The sequence below is a fragment of the Bacillus sp. RK1064 genome, from assembly GCF_051488405.1.
Classification (GTDB): Bacteria; Bacillota; Bacilli; order Bacillales; family Bacillaceae; genus Bacillus.
This window is the reverse complement of sequence record NZ_JBPSCZ010000001.1, coordinates 184,086-201,609: the sequence shown is the minus strand read 5'-3', so window position 1 is coordinate 201,609 and position 17,524 is coordinate 184,086. Positions and strand designations below refer to the sequence as shown.

Here is a 17,524-nt window from a genome sequence, read left to right as displayed (position 1 = left end):
TTTATTTCCATTTCACAAATTCCGCCATCGCTCGTTTCAAGAAAGTCCAAACGCCTGCTTTTTCCATTCCTTCTTTAGCTTCTACAGGGCTTTCATGCAGCACTTTTCCGTCTTTTTTCAAGACAATTGTACCTAGTTCCGTTCCTTTTGAGAATGGGGCCGTGACATCCTGAGACAATTTGATTTCTTTTTTAATCTGATCCACATTTTCGCCTTTTTTCGTTAAAAGGGAGATTGGCTCAGAGGTGACAAGCTGAATTTTTTTCTTTTTCCCTTTGCTTACCTTGATCTCCGCTACGTCTTGTCCTCGTTTGTAAAGCGGGTGAGTGGTGTATTGACTAAATGCATAGTCTAACATTTTGACCACTTGAGCGTTTCTGTCTTTCGGTGTACTTGCGCCGAAGACAACTGCAATCACGCGCATGTTGCCTTTTTTAGCGGATGCAGTTAAACAGTATTTGGCTTCGCCTGTAAAACCTGTTTTCAACCCATCGACACCTGGATAAAATTTAATCAATCGGTTCGTATTCACAAGCCAGAATTTTTTATCCGTGTTTTGACGGAGATAGTCTTCGTAGACCCCTGTGAATTTAGTGATTTGTTCATATTTCAACAGCTCTTTTGCCATTTTTGCCATATCATGAGCTGTACTGTAATGGTCTTTTTCAGGAAGTCCTGTTGGGTTTTGAAAGACCGTAGAGGTGAGGCCGAGTTCTTTTGCTTTTTTGTTCATTTGCTCCACAAACTGTTCTTCAGACCCTGCAATATGCTCTGCCATGGCAACTGAAGCATCATTTCCTGACGCAATCGCAATGCCTTTCAGCATTTCTTTCACGGTCATTTCTTCTCCAGGTTCAAGGAAGATTTGTGACCCTCCCATTGATGCTGCATAATCACTTGTTCTAACCTTATCAGTCATTTTCAGTTTTCCTTGATCAATGGCTTCCATGATGAGAAGCATCGTCATGATTTTGGTCATACTTGCGGGTGCAAGCTTTTCATCGCTGTTTTTGTTGTAAAGCACTTTTCCCGTGTCACGTTCTATTAAGATCGCTGATTTGGCTTCGTGCACCAATTCTGATGTTTGTTTTTCTCCTGGTTTTTCAATCTTTTCTTTTGCTATCGCTGATGGTGAAACCATTGAGATAAGGATCATTAAAATAAACAATGCACATATATGACGTTTCAAGTGGCAGACCTCCATTATCGTAATCCTTTCTATTTTTTCCTCATACAGGCTGTTTTATTCAGAGATCGTATGATTGCCATAAAAAAACCTTCTGTCGATAAAACAGAAGGCTTCTTGAAACATGCTATGAGAGTTGTTTGACTACATCTTTTACTAAATCAAGGAAACTCGCTTTCACTTTTTCCGTTACTTCAATGACTTCATCATGGGACAGCGGCTGATCTAAAATACCTGATGCCGCATTAGAAATGCATGAAATACCAAGCACTTTGATTCCTGCATGACGCGCAACAATCACCTCTGGAACAGTTGACATGCCTACAGCATCTGCTCCAAGTGTTCTGAGGAAACGAACTTCAGCCGGAGTTTCATATGAAGGACCTGTCATCCCTGCATAAACACCATGCTGTACAGATATACCTAAGCGCTGAGCTGTTTCTTCTGCAAGTGCCAGCAAACCTTTATCGTATGGGGCAGACATATCAGGGAAACGAACACCTTGACTGTCATTTGGTCCAATTAATGGATTGGTCCCCATCATATTGATATGATCTGTAATCAGCATGAGATCGCCTGGATGGAAGGATGTATTCACACCGCCGGCTGCATTTGTCACAATGCATGTCTCAATGCCAATTTCTTTCATCACACGGACTGGAAACGTCACTTGCTTCATATCATATCCTTCATAGAAGTGAAAACGTCCTTGCATAGCACATACGACAGTGCCTTTCAGCGTCCCGATGACGAGCTGTCCTGCATGACCCTCTACTGTTGAAACAGGGAATCCAGGAATATCTTCATATTTCAATTTGATTGGATTTTCAATCTCATCTGCTAAAATGCCAAGCCCTGAACCTAAGATCAATCCAACTGTTGGTACGTTTGTCGATGCTTGTTTAATGTATGCCGCCGCTTCTGAAAACTGTGCTCCCACGAGATTTCCCCCTATTTGAGTTTAGATAAAAAGCTTGTGCCGTATTTTGGCATCGTTGACTTGAAATTGTCTGCGACTGTTGCTCCAAGATCAGCAAAGGTTTTTGCTGTTGGCAGTTCATTTGCTCCCTGATGCTTTTTGCTGTAAGCAATGAGCGGAACGTATTCTCTTGTATGATCTGTTCCGTGATGAACCGGGTCATTTCCATGATCTGCTGTGATCACAAGGAGATCATCCTCTTTCAACAGGTCAAACACTTCAGGAAGTCGTGCGTCAAATTCCTCTAGTGCTTTTCCGTAGCCCTCTGGGTCTCTTCTATGTCCGTAAAGAGCGTCAAAATCAACAAGGTTTAAAAAGCTGAGTCCTGTAAAGTCTGTTTTAAGTGTATCGACCAGCTTGTCCATTCCATCCATGTTCGATTTTGTTCTAAGAGAAGATGTGATTCCTTCACCATCATAAATATCAGAGATTTTGCCGATCGCAATCACATCGAGCCCATCATCTTTCAGCTCATTCATGACTGTACGGTCAAATGGTTTTAAAGCATAGTCGTGACGGTTTGGTGTTCTGACAAATGCGCCAGGCTCCCCGACAAACGGGCGAGCGATAATGCGTCCAACCATATATTTTTCATCTAATGTGAGTTCACGTGCAATTTCACAAATACGGTAAAGTTCATCTAATGGCACCACTTCTTCGTGCGCAGCAATTTGCAGCACAGAATCCGCAGATGTATAGACGATTAGATCGCCTGTTTTCATGTGCTCTTCGCCAAGCTCGTCTAAAATTTCAGTACCAGACGCAGGTTTATTTCCAATAATGCCTCTGCCTGTTTTTTCTTTTAGTTCATTTAATAGTTCATCTGGGAATCCGTCTGGAAAGACTTTGAACGGTGTGTCTATGTAAAGACCCATTATTTCCCAGTGTCCTGTCATTGTGTCTTTACCATTTGATGCTTCTTGCATTTTTCCATAATACGCAAGCGGTTTTTCATCCGCTGGAATTCCTTTGATTTCTTTAATATGACTCAGCCCAAGCTTCGCCATATTCGGCATATGAAGCCCGTTCATTTTTTCAGCAATATGTCCTAGTGTATCTGCACCTACATCATTAAAATCAGCAGCATCGGGTGCTTCCCCAATTCCTACTGAATCCATTACGACGAGGAAAATGCGTTTATACTGATAATCAGGCATTAAAAAGCGCCTCCTTCAATATTCTTGTCTTTTGACCTTTCAAAAAGAGAGGTCTGACATCTCAAGTATAAACCGTTTACAAGCCGGTTGACAACCATAAACGGCGCAAACATGAAAAAGCATGACACACGTTCACTGTGTCATGCTTTACTTATGCCCTTGGATGGAATTTGTGATACACATCTTTCAGTCTTGTTTTCGTCACATGTGTATAAATTTGTGTTGTTGAGATATCGGCATGTCCGAGCATCTCCTGCACGGCTCTTAGGTCTGCACCGTTTTCAAGCAGATGTGTTGCAAATGAATGCCTGAGTGTATGGGGTGTGAGTTCCTTTTGAATCCCTGCTTCGATGGTTCTTTTTTTCAAATTCTTCCAGAAACCTTGCCGCGACATTTTTTTTCCGTGATGATTGAGAAATAAGGCATCTGCCGGCTGTTTTTTTAACAGCTTGCTTCTTCCCTTTTCGATATATTCTTCAATCGCACTTGCAGCAGCTTCACCAATTGGCACAATCCGCTCTTTTCTTCCTTTTCCAAAACAACGGATAAAGCCCATTGTGAGGTGAACATCAGCAAGAGTCAGATCCAGCATTTCACTGACGCGAATGCCTGTTGCATATAAGAGCTCGAGCATCGCTTTGTCACGGTAGTCAAAGGGAGTGTGCTGATTTGGTGTATCAAGCAGCTTTTCGACTTCCCCTAGTGATAGAACTTTCGGTAGTTTCCGCTCTGTTTTTTGCGTTTCAATGTTCCATGACGGATCATCTGTTGTCACTTTTTCCCGGAGCAGAAATTGATGGAAGGAACGGATCGAGGATAGATGCCGCACTGACGTTTTGCTCGATTTCCCTTCCTCCTTTAGCTGCTTTAAATAATGAATGATATGCAGGCGCGTGACATCTTTGATATCCGTCAGCTGCTCATGTGTCATTAAAAAAGACAAGTAGTTCTGTAAATCTCGTTTATAAGAAACAATGGTATTTTCAGAGAGTCCTCTCTCTACTGTCATAAAATGAATAAAGTCGGATAATTGATCGTTCAATGATTTCTACTCCCCGTTTTGATAAAAATAAATCAATCGGTCTTGCCAGTTGTCTTGATTCGGCTGATCCATTTCCATCACTTTAATTGCTGCACCCTCTGGTTTATCATAACGATGGTAGCTTTCATATTCTGAATTTATCCATATCATAGCATAATAGAACAAGACGGTAAAACCAGTGAACAAGATGAATACTTTTATCACTTCACCTGTTGTTTTGAGCCATTTTCGCATGATTTTCATGTCCTTTCTCAAGCTTCTCATTACTTCAGCATATGCCAGGTGGGACAAGGAATATACAGCGAAAATGCAAAAAACCTCTTCATCTTAAATGAAAAGGTTCCAATTCGGATTATTTGCCGGATTCATCATCATGACACCGGTGGCAAATACCATGGAATGTCAATCTATGATCCTTAATTTTAAATTTCCAGTCACGTTCAATAATCTCTTCAACGTCTTCTAATAAATCATCTTCTATCTCATCGACTGTCCCGCATTCCATGCAGACAAGATGATGATGGAAGTGAGCGGCTCCTTCTTTGCGAAGATCATATCGCGAAACGCCGTCTCCAAAGTTAATTTTATCAACAACTTTCAGTTCAGTTAGCAATTCTAACGTTCGATAAACAGTAGCAAGACCAATTTCAGGAGACTTCTCTTTTACGAGGAGGTATACATCTTCTGCACTTAAATGGTCTTCTTCATTCTCAAGCAGTACTCTTACTGTTGCTTCACGCTGTGGCGTGAGCTTATAGCTGGAAGAATGAAGCTGTTTCTTAATTCGATCAATCCGATTTTCCATTGACTTTCCCTCCTACGCCACATTACTTGATCATTATATCAAATGATGTGCTGAGAGCCAACTATAATCATTTTAAATTGATAAATAAATTGATTATTATTTAATAACGATTATAAAATTATGAAAAAAGAACACCTGCCAGCTTTTTCATGAGCATGAAAGATACGTAAGATTCAAAAAAGGACGAAAGTGCAGCAAGCGCTAAAATCATCAGCAAAACAGATGCATACCGGGCGAACCACTGAACAGGTGCTTGACTGATGGTTTTTTTCATGAACAGCTGCCCAATGAGACGGATGGAAAACGCAATCGCACATGTACCAATCACTAAATAGGCTGGAATAAGCAATATGTTTTGCGGAAGAACCGATACGAACGAAAGGAAAAAACCACTCAGCCCCATTTGATTTACTAGAAAACCAACTGTAAACCCAACGACAATTCCTTTTAAAAAAATCATGAGAAAGATGAGCGGCAGGCCAATGATAGATATTCCTAGTATCCACATAAGACCTAAATATTTCATATGATGCAAAAAGCTTTGCAAAAACATTTCTTTTGATTCTGCTGCTTTCTCATTCGTCAGCTGACCAAAAAATTGATTTAAATAATAGAATAAATCCTCTTTCTGACTAATTGTCATACTATTAACGATGATGGCCCCAAAGATCACGCCCATTAAAAAGAGTACAGAGACAAACAAATAAATCGATAGATGGTCTTTTACGTGCTGAAGAAGATGTTCCTTCCAAGACTTTTTCCGCATGCGTCTTCCTCCCAAATAGTAAAGGTTACTAGATTCTATGAGAGAGATTACGAAACATGACAGTTTTATTGAAAGAAAAAAGAGAAAGCAGCCTAAACACTGCTCCCTCTTATCATTTATCGGGCGGCTTTTTGTACGTTCACAAGCCCGGCACCATAATAAAAAGGATCTCCAAGCTTTGCAGCCGTTTTTGAAAGTCTCTCGCGCACTTCATCGTTTGTCAAATTCGGATGTTTTGATAGAATGACAGCCGCAGCGCCCGCTACATGCGGTGATGCCATGGATGTTCCACTCTTATAGCCATATTCATTATGAGGAATGGTGCTGAGCGTTGAAACGCCCGGTGCTGAGACTTCCACTTCTTCGCCGACAGATGAATCAAAGGCTCTTTGTTTTCTTTCGTCAACAGAGGCAACCGCCATCACTGAGGCGTACTTAGCTGGATAGTCAACCGTGTTGAGAGAGCCATAACTTCCTGCATTCCCAGCAGAAGCCACAATGAGAATCCCTTTGTCGTATGCTCGATCTACCGCTTCTTTCAGCGCTTCAGATTCACTTGCTCCTCCCATACTAATATTGATGACATCCATGTCATTCTCAATGGCCCATTCAATTCCTTTAATGATCCAGCTATAGTAGCCGTCACCATTTTCATCTGCCACCTTGACCGCATAGATAGAAGCCTTTGGCGCAACACCAACGACACCTACCTTATTATCTAACGCTGCAATTGTGCCTGCCACATGCGTTCCGTGTTCATGCGGGTCAACAAGCGGATCTGACTTTGTTGGAACAAAGCTGACTCCGCCGGTGACATGTAAATCTTCATGTTTGCCATCGATGCCGCTGTCAAGAACGGCTACTTTGACATTCTGTCCGGCGTATCCCCGTTTATGTACCTTTTGTGCTTTGATGCTTTTGATGCCATATGGGATCGTTTGACCGCTTGTTTTTGCCTTTTGGTCCTCCTCAATGAAGGTCACTTCTTTTGCCTGATTCAGTTTCTCTTTCGATGCCTCATTCAAGGAAACTTTCATCATATCTATTTGCTCTATGGATTCTTTTACATGCCCACCAGCTTCTTCGACAAGCTGTTTTTGTGTATGATCTTGAACGGAAGAAGAAAAGCCGATCATGTACTCTTTTTTTGCTTGCTCCTTTGCAGAAATATGTGAGGCGCCGAACGTGACCGATGCCAGCATCATACTTGCCATACAAAGCCTTGCTCCAATTGACTTGACGTTCACAATACTCACTCTCCCTTTCATCTTTTTATCATTTAACTACATTTTCAGACAAAAAGAAACGACCGTTTGTCCTATTTTTTAAAATTTTTCCATTTATTTGAACTAGTTGTCACAAAAAAGCAAAATAAAAATGCTTATGATCCTCTTGATAGTGGTCATAAGCATTCCTTCTTTTATGTTTTTTCATCATGTGCTGCAAGGCTTCTTGTTTTGTTTTTGTCTTTCTTTCATGTGTGCTAAAGTGCGGCATGTTTCCTCTCGACAGTTCCGGGTTTCGGCTGTGCTGCCTTTCAATATGTTCTCGTTTTTTCTTTGCATTGCTTTTTCCCATTTGGCAAAACCCCTTTCGTTGACGTTATGATACACGATGTGACATAAAAAAGATAGACGTATACACGCCTATCTTTCTGTTTTCACCATATCAAGATGCGGAATTCCATCTTCATCATAACAATCTGAAACGGCCTTAAAACCAAATGATTCGTAAAACGACTTCAAGTAGGCCTGCGCCTGAATTTTGACACTTGTTTCACCTAATTCACTCAGCTTTTCCAAAGCCTTGCTGAGCAGCATTTTTCCATAGCCTTTTTTTCGGCCTGCCTGCGTCACAAGAACGCGGCCAATGGACGCCTCTTCGTACATGATTCCGCTTTGAAAAATTCGGCAATAAGCCACAATCGTGCCGTCCTCTTTTGCAGACAGATGAAGCGCTTCTTGGTCCCGGTGATCAATTTCAGGGTAAGGGCATGTTTGTTCAACAACAAACACATTGACTCTTTCCATTAAAATCAGGTAAAGATCCTCTTTTGTTAATTGGTCAAACGTTTGACATGTCCAGTTAACTTGATTCATGATTGATATCCACCTTACCGTACACTCCGCCCCCGCCAGCGATCAGTTCGACTTCACCTTTTCTTGCTTTGATGATGTAATTGGCTGTTTTTTCTGGCAGGACAGCTTTTAGTTCTTGTTCTGTTGCTTGATGAAGGATATTCATCTCTGTGTGAAACACGGCTTTTAGCTTCTCCAGCGTTTTGGCTCCGACACCCGGAATAAATTGAAGCGGGAGCTGATGAACATAAGGAGGTCTTGTTCCTTTGTCACTTTCTTGGTCAGCAAGCTCCTTTAAACGCTCACTCACCCCTTTTGTCATCCGGGTATGTCCGCATGCGTGGCACTTTTCTTGATCTAGCGCGCGAGGTCTTACTCCGCACTTCTCGCAGGTTGTATGATAGTACTTCCCAAGCCGCGGAGCGAGTCCATAATTTCCTGTAATGGCTCTTCCCTCTTTCCCTTCAAGGGCTAGTTTGAATTCGGCAAAAGAGGCATGATCCATTCGGATTTTTGTATATTCTCGCGCAATTTTCCCTAAAGAATGAGCGTCTGAATTCGTTAAAAAGGGATAACGATTCAGTTCACTTATCTGGGACGCCATTGACGTATCGCAGCTAAGTCCTAGTTCAACAGCATCAATGAGGTCTGGGTCGAATACTTCCGTTAAAGACGTGTTGACTCCTTTGCCAAATAAGCTTTTATGCGGCGTGAAAATATGAGCAGGAATAAACAAGCCTCCTAGCTCCTTGACCTTGCGCTGAAGTGTTTTCCCATCAACATAGAGGCGCTGTGAACTCAAATGCACATTTTTCATATGAAGCGCGAGCCATGCGGAGAACTCAGACATTTTGTGAAGTGTGGGCATAAATGCAAGCACGTGAATTGGACCTTTTGAATGGTCATCGTTAATTTCTAATTCACTGCCTAAAAGCAGCACGGTCTGTCCAAATGATAGACCGCCATCATTTAGTTCAGTGTACTTGCCTTCCTCTACACCCTCTATTAATTCTTCTAGGACTTCTGGAGATTGTGCATCAATCACACCAATCATCCCCATCCCTTTACTTTGCGTTGCTTCAATGAGAATTTGGTCAATTGTCAGTGACCTTGCACCTGTAATTTTAACAGCTCTGCCTGTTCTGGTTCTGCCAATATGAATATGGATGTCTGCAAAAAACTCCCTCATTTTGTTGACTTAAGTACCTCTTGCAATTGTAAGTACTGAATGGCATAGGCTGTTTTTGCATCATAAATGTGCTGCTTTTCAATGAGGTGCAAGGCTTCTTCTAATGAAACTTCCATCACTTCAACAAATTCATCTTCATCCAGCTCTCTTTTTTCTTCAAGCGGAACCAGCTGATCTGCAAGATAAATGTGGACGATTTCATCTGCGAAACCAGGTGATGTATAAAAGGCCGTCAGCTTTTGGAGCTGCTGAGTGGTGTACCCTGTTTCTTCTTCTAATTCTCGCAGTGCTGTATGTGCCGGCTCTTCTCCTGGCTCTAATTTTCCAGCCGGAATTTCAACGATGGCTCTCTCTAGTGCTTTACGGTATTGCTTGACCAAGATGATTTTATTTTCGTCTGTACGAGCAATGACGGCTACTGCACCAGGATGTTTGATGATTTCGCGTTTGCCTTGTTTTCCGTTTGGCAATTCTACATCTTCAAGAACCAAATCAATGATTTTTCCGTTATATAATTCTTTAGTCGATAATGTTTTTTCTTCAAAGTCCTTCAATTTTGTCAGCTCCTCGTTCTACTTTCACTTTTTACTTCATTCATTTTAACATAGATGATTTAGGAGAAGCGAAATGCGAACGCTTGCTTCAATGCGCCACTTGAAATCACCTAGCTTGAATTCCAGATTTTTTTCACTTAATGTGAAGGGATAGGAGTGTGATGGAATTGAAAAAAAGACGAATTGGTACCTCGGATCTTTTGGTGAGCGAGGCAGCACTAGGATGTATGTCCCTTGGAACGGAAAAAGGAAAAGCGCTCTCTTTATTAGATGAGGCTATTGATCATGGAATTAACTATTTGGATACAGCCGATTTATATGATTTTGGGACAAATGAAGAAATTGTCGGGGAAGCGATTAAAAACAGGCGGCAAGATTTGATTTTGGCCACAAAAGGCGGCAACCGCTTTGAAAAAGGCAAATCTGGCTGGGACTGGGACCCTTCAAAGGCGTACATAAAAAAGGCCGTGAAACAAAGCCTCAAGCGGCTGCAAACAGATTATATTGATTTATACCAACTGCACGGAGGCACGATAGATGATCCTATCGATGAGACGATTGAGGCTTTTGAAGAATTAGTGGAAGAAGGCGTTATTCGCTATTATGGCATCTCTTCTATCCGTCCAAACGTCATTAAAGAATACGCCAAAAAATCCAACATCGTCAGTGTGATGATGCAATATAGTTTACTCGACCGCCGTCCAGAGGAATGGTTCTCTCTTCTTGAAGAACAAGGCATTAGTGTCGTCGCAAGAGGACCTTTAGCAAAAGGGCTTTTAACTGAAAAACCACTTTCGCAAGCAAGTGCAGCGATTCAAAAAAACGGCTATCTTCAATATTCATTTGACGAGCTCCAGCAGGTCAATCCTTCTTTAAAGAAAGTCGCTTATGACCTATCATTCACAGAGCTGTCCATTCAATATTTGCTTAAGCATTCTGCGGTCAGTTCCGTTGTATTTGGCGCAAGCTCGGTGGAACAACTAAAAGAAAATGTAGCAGCGGCAAATGCACGTTCTTTAAGTGACCAAGAAGTAAAAGCATTGACTTACTATACAAAACCATCTGTGTATGAGGCGCACCGATTTAAATAACATAAAAAGAGATCGCTTTATGTGATCTCTTTTTTATCGTGTTTTTCTCTATTAAAAATGAGAAGGGGCTAAAAGCCCCTGTACTCTTATCTATTTGCACTTTCATAATACGCATAATTTCCGGCTTTGCCTTTAAGGTGAAATGTAGTACCAAAACGTTGAAAATTATTTGCAAATACGCCATTATCTGAATGCATACATAATCGATTACCTCCACCTTTAAAAGGAGTTACAGAACAATCAACAATTGTAGTCACCGACGTACGAAAATCCGCTTCCTTTGAATCATTTGTAGCAAGAGCTTGTCCAGAAACAGGTAAAAGCAATCCTAAAGATAAAGCAACTCCAGTCATTGTTCTTCTCAATTTCATGTGAATCATCTCCATTTCCAAATTTTTCAATTCATCTTCATTATAAGAAGAATGCTCCTCTATTAAAAGGGTCTTAATTACTATATTTGTAATAAAAAGGAATTTTAATAAATCAATACTCCCGTTTCTTCTATTTTGATCACGTATAAAATAGGTGATGGGATTTAGTTTTAAATCATATTTTCACGAAGCTGAAATGAAGTGAAATTCGAAGGAGTCAGAAGAGTCTGCTCTCAAATCACCTATGTTTTGAACAAGTTCATTTCGTGTTGATCAATCTCAATGATGACATGAAAAAAAGGAGCATCAGAGCTCCCTTTTTTTAGCTTTTATATTTTCTCCAGTCCAAATGACTTTCATCTAGCAGCTCGGAGAAGCTTTTATTTTTTTCTTTTTCTTTCTGCTGCCTAAGGAGGTCTTGTCGTTTTTGTTCTTCTCTTTTTTCTGTCTGGGCGGCAAGGTTCTGCTTCATTTGAAGAAGCTGCTGTTTGAGATCCTCGTTTATACCGTCCTTTAATTTCGCTTGTTCTTGATTGGTCTTTTTCATCGTGCCTCTCTCCTTTTGTCCTAAGTGTATCATCCGTTTTATTTGCTGAGCAAGAGTCACGCCAATCTCCCAACATGTGGTATGATCGTCATAGGAAAAACTTCGGAAAGGAAGAATCAGCTGGATGAAGAAATGGATCGCTATACTTGCCTTGATATTATGTCCGCTCGCTGCAATCGGTATTTTTTTCACCAATAAAATGATGTATATTCGAAAATTAACAGATGAAGAGCTCATCAAAAGAGAATCAGATGAAGGACACTATCATCACGAAGAGTTTCAACAGCTTAAAAAAGAGAAAGTGTGTATTCCTTCAGCATTTGGTTATGATCTTCATGGCTATTTTGTGCCGCACCCACATCCACATACAACACGCACCATCGTACTTTGTCATGGCGTCACAGTCAGTTTGATTAATTCCGTTAAGTATATGAAATTATTCCAAAAGCTCGGATGGAATGTGATGCTTTATGATCATAGAAGACATGGAATGAGCGGCGGGAAAACCACGAGTTATGGATACTACGAAAAAGAAGATTTAGCGCAGGTCGTGAAGTGGCTCAGACAAAGACTCGGGGAAAATGCCATTATCGGCATACATGGAGAATCAATGGGTGCAGTCACGACTTTGTTATATGCTGCAAAGCCGGAAGCAAGCGCCAATTTTTACATAGCTGACTGTCCTTTTGCTTCTTTTGAGGATCAGCTTCTCTATCGATTAAAAACAGATTTTCGTCTTTCAGGCCAATGGATTCTTCCACTAAGTGATCGAGTGTTAAAATGGCGGGATGGATACAGCATTCGGCAAGTTTCACCGCTGGATGTGATCGATCAGGTGAAAGAACCTGTGCTTTTTATCCATAGTCTTCATGATGACTATATTCCATGCGAGCAGAGTCAGCAGCTATATGCTCGAAAAAAAGGTGATAAACAGCTATTTATAGCGCCGCACGGGGCACATGCGATGTCTTTTAGCGAAAATAAGGCAGCTTATGAACAAGAAGTTCAAGGATTTCTTCAACAATTTGAATCGAATGAAGATAAAAGAGGAGAATGAACAGCGGTTCGTCTCCTCTTTTTGAGCTAACTTATGCGATAGTCACCACTGTTGTATGATGTCTGCCCGCCAGCTCCATATGACTCTCTTCCGATTGCTGCTGACTCATGACCGATAATCCTGCAGTTGCTGCCAATAAAAGAACTATCAAACTCGTTTTCATATAAATGACCCCCATTTTGAATTTTTGATATGGCTTGAATCTTCCTTTCGTAAAACCGTGTAGATGCTTCATACAGTCCAAGCTCATTGTAATAATGAGCCGCATCAAGTGCCAATTCCTCAATATCTGGGTATAAGCGCTTGTCCTCGAGCAGGTCTAATGTATCGTCTATGATCGTTATTTCTGCATCAACGTATAATGCTTTTAAGAACTGAAATTTGCAGATGTAAATTTCATCTTCTAATTCACAGGCTTTCATAATACCTTGTTGATAGAGAGTTAACGACTCTTCTATTTGTTTTTGTTTAAACAGGATTTGGGTCAGCATAAATAGTGGGTCTAGAGAGCGATTAAGATGGGTTAAATTCTCCTTTTCAAACACTTCAAGAGAGTCTTTCAGATAACGGCTTGCTTCCGCAAGATCGTTCATTTGGTAATAACAGTTACCTAAGTTGAAAAGGGCCGAACCTATGACTCGAGGGTTTCCAATTGAGCGTGCTCGATTTAGAGCATTTTTAAAGTAGGGTAATGCATGTTCATAGCATTTCAAATCATCATAGTTTGCACCGATGACAAATTCACAGTGGATGATTCTCAGCGTGTACGTTCTGTAGGCAGAGTACGTATCTAACGCTTGCAAGGCATAGTGCATCGAAAAGTGGGTTTGTTTCATGTGGTAGTATATTTCAGCTAATTTAAAGTAAAATTCTGCTCTTTCTATATCATCTGATATAAGATTGAGCTTTTTTTCTGCTGAACGGTAATAAGCAATGGCACTTAAATAGTTTTGCTGTTCAAACTCAAACATTCCTGTGAAAAAATGAACATAGTATTCAAGCATGTCCGTTAATTTCGTTTGCGAATGTTCGATCGTTTCTAGCAGGTTCTTAATTTCTTCATCATTTGAGGCTTTCTTTGCCGGTTCAAAATATTCAAGCATCACCTTATGGCGAAAATCCATCAGCTGGTAAAACAGCAACAAGTTTTGATCCTGTTCCATCTCCAGAATTTCCTGCTCGATCTCGGCCTTCAGCTTCTCTGCTTTCATGACATGAAATCCGCAAATCTGCCTATACCATTCGTTTATTTTGATTCCAACCTGAGGCGATGACAGCTTGAGCTTCAATTCACTTTAGCACCTCCCTTCTCATATACGATACATGTTGTATTCTATCACATTCCCTCGAATGGAAGAAATATGAAATGTCATTTTTCGCAAAGTTTTCGGTATCCCGCAATAAACGCTTTCATTGCCTATTTTTCGGCATTTATAACCACGGTTTTTTCATTTCTATTTTTCTCATTTTGTCGAATTGGTTGTTATAAAACGGTTTTTTTGCGTTTTAAAAGATCATTTTTCAGATTAGACATCCCTGCTGTTTGATGAGATGATGAAGGCACGAAAAAAACCCTTTTGTCAAAAAAGGGCTTTTATAATACATCTGTTACCTGTTCCATATTCTCTTTGATCCAATTGACAGCTAATTCGAGCGTTGGAAATTCTTCCGTTTCAAATGTGACTTCATCTTGAAGAAGCCAAACGTCCTTTTTCACCGAATCCATTCCACCTATTGACCAGTGCAAAAGGGTATAGGGATGATTGTTATTTAAAAACGACACCCATGTTTTATTTTGTGCCGTGTTTTGTATCACTCTAAGCTTCTGATCCACTACGTTTCCACCTTACTTTACAAGTATGCCCATTCTTGGACTGAGTATTTGCTGAGGACTTTTCAGCATCAATGTATTAGCTTTTTCATTAAAATCGATGGTCATTTCCTCATCAAAAAATACCTTCTGTGCAATGTGTATATATAGTTTTAAATGTTGGCTATTATTCAGTTGTTCCCATTCACCTGTTCTTTCACTTGTTAACCAAAGCATTGGTACGCCACTCACTGCACAGCCACAACCTTCTGAATCGTAGCGAAGCAGTAATTCCTTAGTTTCGTTTCCTATTTGCTGTTTTTCTATATATGTTTTAGCCAGTTCTGTGATGTGAATATACATGGCGAACATCCTTTTTAAATTGATGCTTACATTGTAACACATAAAACACCATAAAACATGACACACGACTAAATCCGAAAGTCATATTCTTTGAAATACACGCTCTTCTCACTAGGATTATATCTATCTATTGGCTCTTTTCGCTTCTTGTTTTTTAGAATTATACTTATGACGCTACCAATTTTAAAAGAATAAACAGGAGGTTTTAGATCGTGAAAAAAAGATTATCTCTCTGCTTCATCGGGGCACTGATATTTATGTTGAGTTTCGCTGTGCCAAACATGAAAGCGGCATCTGTCCTTGATGAAGTACGAGAAAGCTATGCGACTTATACGGGATCTGGTTACTCAGGGGGCTCCGCATTATTAGATCCTATTCCATCTGACATGAAAATTACGGCTTTAAATCCTCATGACTATAACTATAAAGGGGTAAATGCGGCTCTTGCAGGTGCTTACCTTGAAGTAAAGGGTCCAAAAGGAAAAACCGTTGTGTATGTAACCGATAAATATCCAGAAGGAGCAAAAGGAGCTCTTGATCTTTCTCCTAATGCCTTTGCCAAAATCGGTAATATGGCAGATGGAAAAATCCCAATTAGTTGGAAAATTGTAAAAGCACCGATTAGCGGAAATGTAGCTTACAGAATAAAAGAAGGCAGCAGTGAGTGGTGGGCTGCGATTCAAGTGCGCAATCATAAATATCCGATTATGAAAATGGAATATTACAAAGATGGACAATGGGTGAACATGGAAAAGACAGACTACAACCATTTCCTTGGATTTAATATGGGGTCTAAATCTCTTCCTGTTCGAATCACAGATATCCGCGGGGTCATAGTAAAGGATAAATTACCCGCTCTTCCATCTACTGCTGCTTCACAGGCCTATATTGTAAAAGGCAATGTTCAGCTTCCTAATTAACGAGGAAAAGAGGTAGCTTATTTAAGAGCTTCCTCTCTTCCTTCTCTATCCCAGTGATATGCCTCATTTTCTATTTCTTTTATGATTTCATTCTTTCCTGCCATATAGCTTTGTATATCTTCCGGATACTGATTTGCTAATTGTTCCTTGACAGACGCATACGCTACAGCTCGTTCTGGATGGGCCCTTAAGTAATCTCGAAACAATAAATGCCTTTTCACATCAGGGTGATTTCTCTCATAAACATGGACATGATGCGTACGATTCAAGCCACCCTTTTGAAAAAAACGTCTCCCTTTTATGCCATTTTCACCTAGCGCTTGATATCCAAGATGTTCAAAGCTCTCTCTTTTTCTATCGATCTCTTTTATATGACTTACTTCTATTAAGATATCAATAATTGGTTTGGCAACAAGCCCTTCAACTGACGTACTACCAATATGATGTCCTTCTATCCAGTTCTTTTGAATGATTTGCTTGAGTTGCTGCTTTTCTTGATGGAATTCTTCATGCCACTCTTTTTTGAATTCGACAACCTCAACCTTTCGCCTTGGTCTCCATTTCATTTTTGATAAGGTGAGCTCTTTTGCAACATGAATCACATCTGTTTCAAGAAATCCTAACTTTTCGTATAGCCTTTTTGCAGGGGTATTTTTTTGCCCTGTGGTCAGTTCTATAGGGACATTTTTCTCCATAATTGTGGACATAAGTTTTGTTCCAATACCCTGCTTTAGCGCTTTTGGATGTACAGCCAATCGACTAATGATCAAATAATCTTTCTGCTCTTCATAAGAGGCAACGCCTAGTAAGATTCCCTTTTGCTCAAAACCAATAAATTGCTCTTTTGCTTTCATTACATCTTGAATGGTCTCTTTTAATGGTGGGAGATCGGCATAGCCAATTTGTTCAGCTTCTTGTTGGTATGCAGCTAGTTGAATATGTAAGATCTGCTTTGCTACATCACTTATTGTTTGATCTAAATTGATAATCATTGCATTGCCTCTAATTTTTTCACAAATAAAACACGATCTTCATTTATTCCATCATAGTCTGAAAACACGGAGATTCCTTCTACAGTTTTGTCCCCTTTTTCAATTTGAAAGCCCAATTTTGCATGATAGGCAATCGATACTTTATTTACAGGTGCTGTTACCGCTTTAATGGTTGTTCTTCCTTCCTGTTTTGCCACATCATAAAAGGCTTGATATAGGATTTTTCCTATCTTTAATTTCCGATGGTCTGGATGTACACCTACAAAATGAATATACGCTTCATCTGAATGAGATTGCGATAAAAAACCGACTAAAAAGCCAATCAGTTCACCTTTTTCAACGACGACAAAACTTGTTTGCTGAAAATGTTCAAAAAATAGCTTCGGCAATTTTGCGCGCAAATCTCTGCCTCCCCACCAGCTTTGGATGACGGATGTGACGGCGTAAAAATCTGACGGCTTCACTTGACGTATCATGATGACCTCGCCCCTTTTCATTTTTGGCTTACCGCTCTTTTTTTTAAAAAAACTGTTGTTTCAATAGTCTACCTGTCCGATTAATTGTTTGTAAAGATCACGTGTCAGCCTTTTTTCCTTTCAGCTTTGTTGATTCTTCGT

Annotated in this window: 22 protein-coding genes; 3 read left to right on the top strand and 19 right to left on the bottom strand. The window is 40.3% G+C overall.

Annotated elements, in window-relative coordinates; genetic code table 11:
- Position 1 precedes the first annotated feature (1 nt).
- The 12 genes from ACSSTM_RS01135 to ACSSTM_RS01080 all read right to left on the bottom strand — a co-directional run bounded on the left by ACSSTM_RS01135 (position 2) and on the right by ACSSTM_RS01080 (position 9,756).
- Complete coding sequence (locus tag ACSSTM_RS01135; RefSeq protein ID WP_376745181.1) at positions 2-1,156, bottom strand: D-alanyl-D-alanine carboxypeptidase family protein; 1,155 nt, start codon at positions 1,154-1,156, stop codon at positions 2-4.
- A 157-nt stretch (positions 1,157-1,313) separates the two neighbouring features.
- On the bottom strand, positions 1,314-2,126 hold the full coding sequence (locus ACSSTM_RS01130; protein WP_095285355.1) for a purine-nucleoside phosphorylase: 813 nt from the start codon (positions 2,124-2,126) through the stop codon (positions 1,314-1,316).
- An 11-nt stretch (positions 2,127-2,137) separates the two neighbouring features.
- Positions 2,138-3,322: a phosphopentomutase gene (gene deoB, locus ACSSTM_RS01125; protein WP_095285356.1), complete on the bottom strand. Its 1,185-nt coding sequence runs from the start codon at positions 3,320-3,322 to the stop codon at positions 2,138-2,140.
- Between the two features lie 151 nt (positions 3,323-3,473).
- On the bottom strand, positions 3,474-4,364 hold the full coding sequence (gene xerD / locus ACSSTM_RS01120; protein WP_060596771.1) for a site-specific tyrosine recombinase XerD: 891 nt from the start codon (positions 4,362-4,364) through the stop codon (positions 3,474-3,476).
- Between the two features lie 6 nt (positions 4,365-4,370).
- The gene (locus ACSSTM_RS01115; protein ID WP_024428058.1) at positions 4,371-4,598 is read right to left on the bottom strand and encodes a YqzK family protein; all 228 of its coding nucleotides are present in this window, start codon (positions 4,596-4,598) and stop codon (positions 4,371-4,373) included.
- A gap of 118 nt (positions 4,599-4,716) precedes the next feature.
- Positions 4,717-5,169, bottom strand: a complete 453-nt coding sequence (gene fur / locus ACSSTM_RS01110) for a ferric iron uptake transcriptional regulator (protein ID WP_003215577.1) — start codon at positions 5,167-5,169, stop codon at positions 4,717-4,719.
- A 118-nt stretch (positions 5,170-5,287) separates the two neighbouring features.
- Positions 5,288-5,935 (bottom strand): stage II sporulation protein M, encoded by a 648-nt coding sequence (spoIIM, locus tag ACSSTM_RS01105; RefSeq protein ID WP_034661156.1) that lies wholly within the window; start codon positions 5,933-5,935, stop codon positions 5,288-5,290.
- Positions 5,936-6,051: 116 nt separating this feature from the next.
- Positions 6,052-7,182, bottom strand: a complete 1,131-nt coding sequence (locus tag ACSSTM_RS01100) for a S8 family peptidase (RefSeq protein ID WP_081311399.1) — start codon at positions 7,180-7,182, stop codon at positions 6,052-6,054.
- Positions 7,183-7,291: 109 nt separating this feature from the next.
- Positions 7,292-7,513, bottom strand: coding sequence for a hypothetical protein (locus ACSSTM_RS01095; RefSeq protein ID WP_003215884.1), 222 nt, complete (start codon positions 7,511-7,513; stop codon positions 7,292-7,294).
- A 68-nt stretch (positions 7,514-7,581) separates the two neighbouring features.
- Positions 7,582-8,034, bottom strand: a complete 453-nt coding sequence (locus ACSSTM_RS01090) for a GNAT family N-acetyltransferase (protein WP_034661163.1) — start codon at positions 8,032-8,034, stop codon at positions 7,582-7,584.
- The gene (locus ACSSTM_RS01085; protein WP_095285358.1) at positions 8,021-9,202 is read right to left on the bottom strand and encodes a TIGR00375 family protein; all 1,182 of its coding nucleotides are present in this window, start codon (positions 9,200-9,202) and stop codon (positions 8,021-8,023) included. The genes ACSSTM_RS01090 and ACSSTM_RS01085 overlap by 14 nt, the downstream gene beginning before the upstream one ends.
- A complete protein-coding gene (locus ACSSTM_RS01080; RefSeq protein WP_060596775.1) occupies positions 9,199-9,756 on the bottom strand; it encodes an NUDIX hydrolase in 558 nt (185 codons plus the stop codon). The genes ACSSTM_RS01085 and ACSSTM_RS01080 overlap by 4 nt, the downstream gene beginning before the upstream one ends.
- 167 nt (positions 9,757-9,923) lie before the next feature.
- On the opposite strand from ACSSTM_RS01080, the gene ACSSTM_RS01075 reads away from it, so the two are divergent.
- Entirely contained in the window at positions 9,924-10,847 is a 924-nt protein-coding gene (locus ACSSTM_RS01075) for an aldo/keto reductase (RefSeq protein ID WP_437403959.1), read from the top strand.
- Between the two features lie 86 nt (positions 10,848-10,933).
- Here ACSSTM_RS01075 and ACSSTM_RS01070 read toward each other — a convergent pair whose 3' ends face one another.
- Both ACSSTM_RS01070 and ACSSTM_RS01065 read right to left on the bottom strand, forming a co-directional pair.
- Positions 10,934-11,218 (bottom strand): LCI fold-containing protein, encoded by a 285-nt coding sequence (locus tag ACSSTM_RS01070; RefSeq protein WP_034661170.1) that lies wholly within the window; start codon positions 11,216-11,218, stop codon positions 10,934-10,936.
- A 322-nt stretch (positions 11,219-11,540) separates the two neighbouring features.
- Positions 11,541-11,765: a YqkE family protein gene (locus ACSSTM_RS01065; protein WP_034661172.1), complete on the bottom strand. Its 225-nt coding sequence runs from the start codon at positions 11,763-11,765 to the stop codon at positions 11,541-11,543.
- A gap of 124 nt (positions 11,766-11,889) precedes the next feature.
- On the opposite strand from ACSSTM_RS01065, the gene ACSSTM_RS01060 reads away from it, so the two are divergent.
- Positions 11,890-12,822: an alpha/beta hydrolase gene (locus ACSSTM_RS01060; RefSeq protein WP_034661174.1), complete on the top strand. Its 933-nt coding sequence runs from the start codon at positions 11,890-11,892 to the stop codon at positions 12,820-12,822.
- Positions 12,823-12,848: 26 nt separating this feature from the next.
- Here ACSSTM_RS01060 and ACSSTM_RS01055 read toward each other — a convergent pair whose 3' ends face one another.
- From ACSSTM_RS01055 to ACSSTM_RS01045, 3 genes are all read right to left on the bottom strand, one after another.
- Entirely contained in the window at positions 12,849-14,111 is a 1,263-nt protein-coding gene (locus ACSSTM_RS01055; protein ID WP_034661176.1) for a tetratricopeptide repeat protein, read from the bottom strand.
- 305 nt (positions 14,112-14,416) lie between these two features.
- Positions 14,417-14,656, bottom strand: a complete 240-nt coding sequence (locus ACSSTM_RS01050; RefSeq protein ID WP_003215790.1) for a YqkC family protein — start codon at positions 14,654-14,656, stop codon at positions 14,417-14,419.
- A gap of 12 nt (positions 14,657-14,668) precedes the next feature.
- A complete protein-coding gene (locus ACSSTM_RS01045; protein ID WP_034661177.1) occupies positions 14,669-14,995 on the bottom strand; it encodes an iron-sulfur cluster biosynthesis family protein in 327 nt (108 codons plus the stop codon).
- Between the two features lie 257 nt (positions 14,996-15,252).
- On the opposite strand from ACSSTM_RS01045, the gene ACSSTM_RS01040 reads away from it, so the two are divergent.
- Positions 15,253-15,915: an expansin EXLX1 family cellulose-binding protein gene (locus ACSSTM_RS01040; RefSeq protein ID WP_223249902.1), complete on the top strand. Its 663-nt coding sequence runs from the start codon at positions 15,253-15,255 to the stop codon at positions 15,913-15,915.
- 17 nt (positions 15,916-15,932) lie between these two features.
- Here the strand turns inward: ACSSTM_RS01040 and ACSSTM_RS01035 are convergent, their stop codons facing one another.
- Both ACSSTM_RS01035 and ACSSTM_RS01030 read right to left on the bottom strand, forming a co-directional pair.
- Entirely contained in the window at positions 15,933-16,907 is a 975-nt protein-coding gene (locus tag ACSSTM_RS01035) for a GNAT family N-acetyltransferase (protein ID WP_034661182.1), read from the bottom strand.
- Entirely contained in the window at positions 16,904-17,383 is a 480-nt protein-coding gene (locus tag ACSSTM_RS01030) for a GNAT family N-acetyltransferase (protein WP_034661184.1), read from the bottom strand. The genes ACSSTM_RS01035 and ACSSTM_RS01030 overlap by 4 nt, the downstream gene beginning before the upstream one ends.
- Positions 17,384-17,524 lie beyond the last annotated feature (141 nt).

What these genes read in the sequence shown, in the direction of transcription:
- ACSSTM_RS01135 (WP_376745181.1), bottom strand. Translation starts at nt 1,156, where the DNA reads ATGATCCTTATCTCAATGGTTTCACCATCAGCGATAGCAAAAGAAAAG.
- deoB (WP_095285356.1), bottom strand. Translation starts at nt 3,322, where the DNA reads ATGCCTGATTATCAGTATAAACGCATTTTCCTCGTCGTAATGGATTCA.
- ACSSTM_RS01115 (WP_024428058.1), bottom strand. Translation starts at nt 4,598, where the DNA reads ATGCGAAAATGGCTCAAAACAACAGGTGAAGTGATAAAAGTATTCATC.
- fur (WP_003215577.1), bottom strand. Translation starts at nt 5,169, where the DNA reads ATGGAAAATCGGATTGATCGAATTAAGAAACAGCTTCATTCTTCCAGC.
- spoIIM (WP_034661156.1), bottom strand. Translation starts at nt 5,935, where the DNA reads ATGCGGAAAAAGTCTTGGAAGGAACATCTTCTTCAGCACGTAAAAGAC.
- ACSSTM_RS01095 (WP_003215884.1), bottom strand. Translation starts at nt 7,513, where the DNA reads ATGGGAAAAAGCAATGCAAAGAAAAAACGAGAACATATTGAAAGGCAG.
- ACSSTM_RS01090 (WP_034661163.1), bottom strand. Translation starts at nt 8,034, where the DNA reads ATGAATCAAGTTAACTGGACATGTCAAACGTTTGACCAATTAACAAAA.
- ACSSTM_RS01085 (WP_095285358.1), bottom strand. Translation starts at nt 9,202, where the DNA reads ATGAGGGAGTTTTTTGCAGACATCCATATTCATATTGGCAGAACCAGA.
- ACSSTM_RS01070 (WP_034661170.1), bottom strand. Translation starts at nt 11,218, where the DNA reads ATGAAATTGAGAAGAACAATGACTGGAGTTGCTTTATCTTTAGGATTG.
- ACSSTM_RS01065 (WP_034661172.1), bottom strand. Translation starts at nt 11,765, where the DNA reads ATGAAAAAGACCAATCAAGAACAAGCGAAATTAAAGGACGGTATAAAC.
- ACSSTM_RS01060 (WP_034661174.1), top strand. Translation starts at nt 11,890, where the DNA reads ATGAAGAAATGGATCGCTATACTTGCCTTGATATTATGTCCGCTCGCT.
- ACSSTM_RS01045 (WP_034661177.1), bottom strand. Translation starts at nt 14,995, where the DNA reads ATGTATATTCACATCACAGAACTGGCTAAAACATATATAGAAAAACAG.
- ACSSTM_RS01040 (WP_223249902.1), top strand. Translation starts at nt 15,253, where the DNA reads ATGTTGAGTTTCGCTGTGCCAAACATGAAAGCGGCATCTGTCCTTGAT.
- ACSSTM_RS01035 (WP_034661182.1), bottom strand. Translation starts at nt 16,907, where the DNA reads ATGATTATCAATTTAGATCAAACAATAAGTGATGTAGCAAAGCAGATC.
- ACSSTM_RS01030 (WP_034661184.1), bottom strand. Translation starts at nt 17,383, where the DNA reads ATGATACGTCAAGTGAAGCCGTCAGATTTTTACGCCGTCACATCCGTC.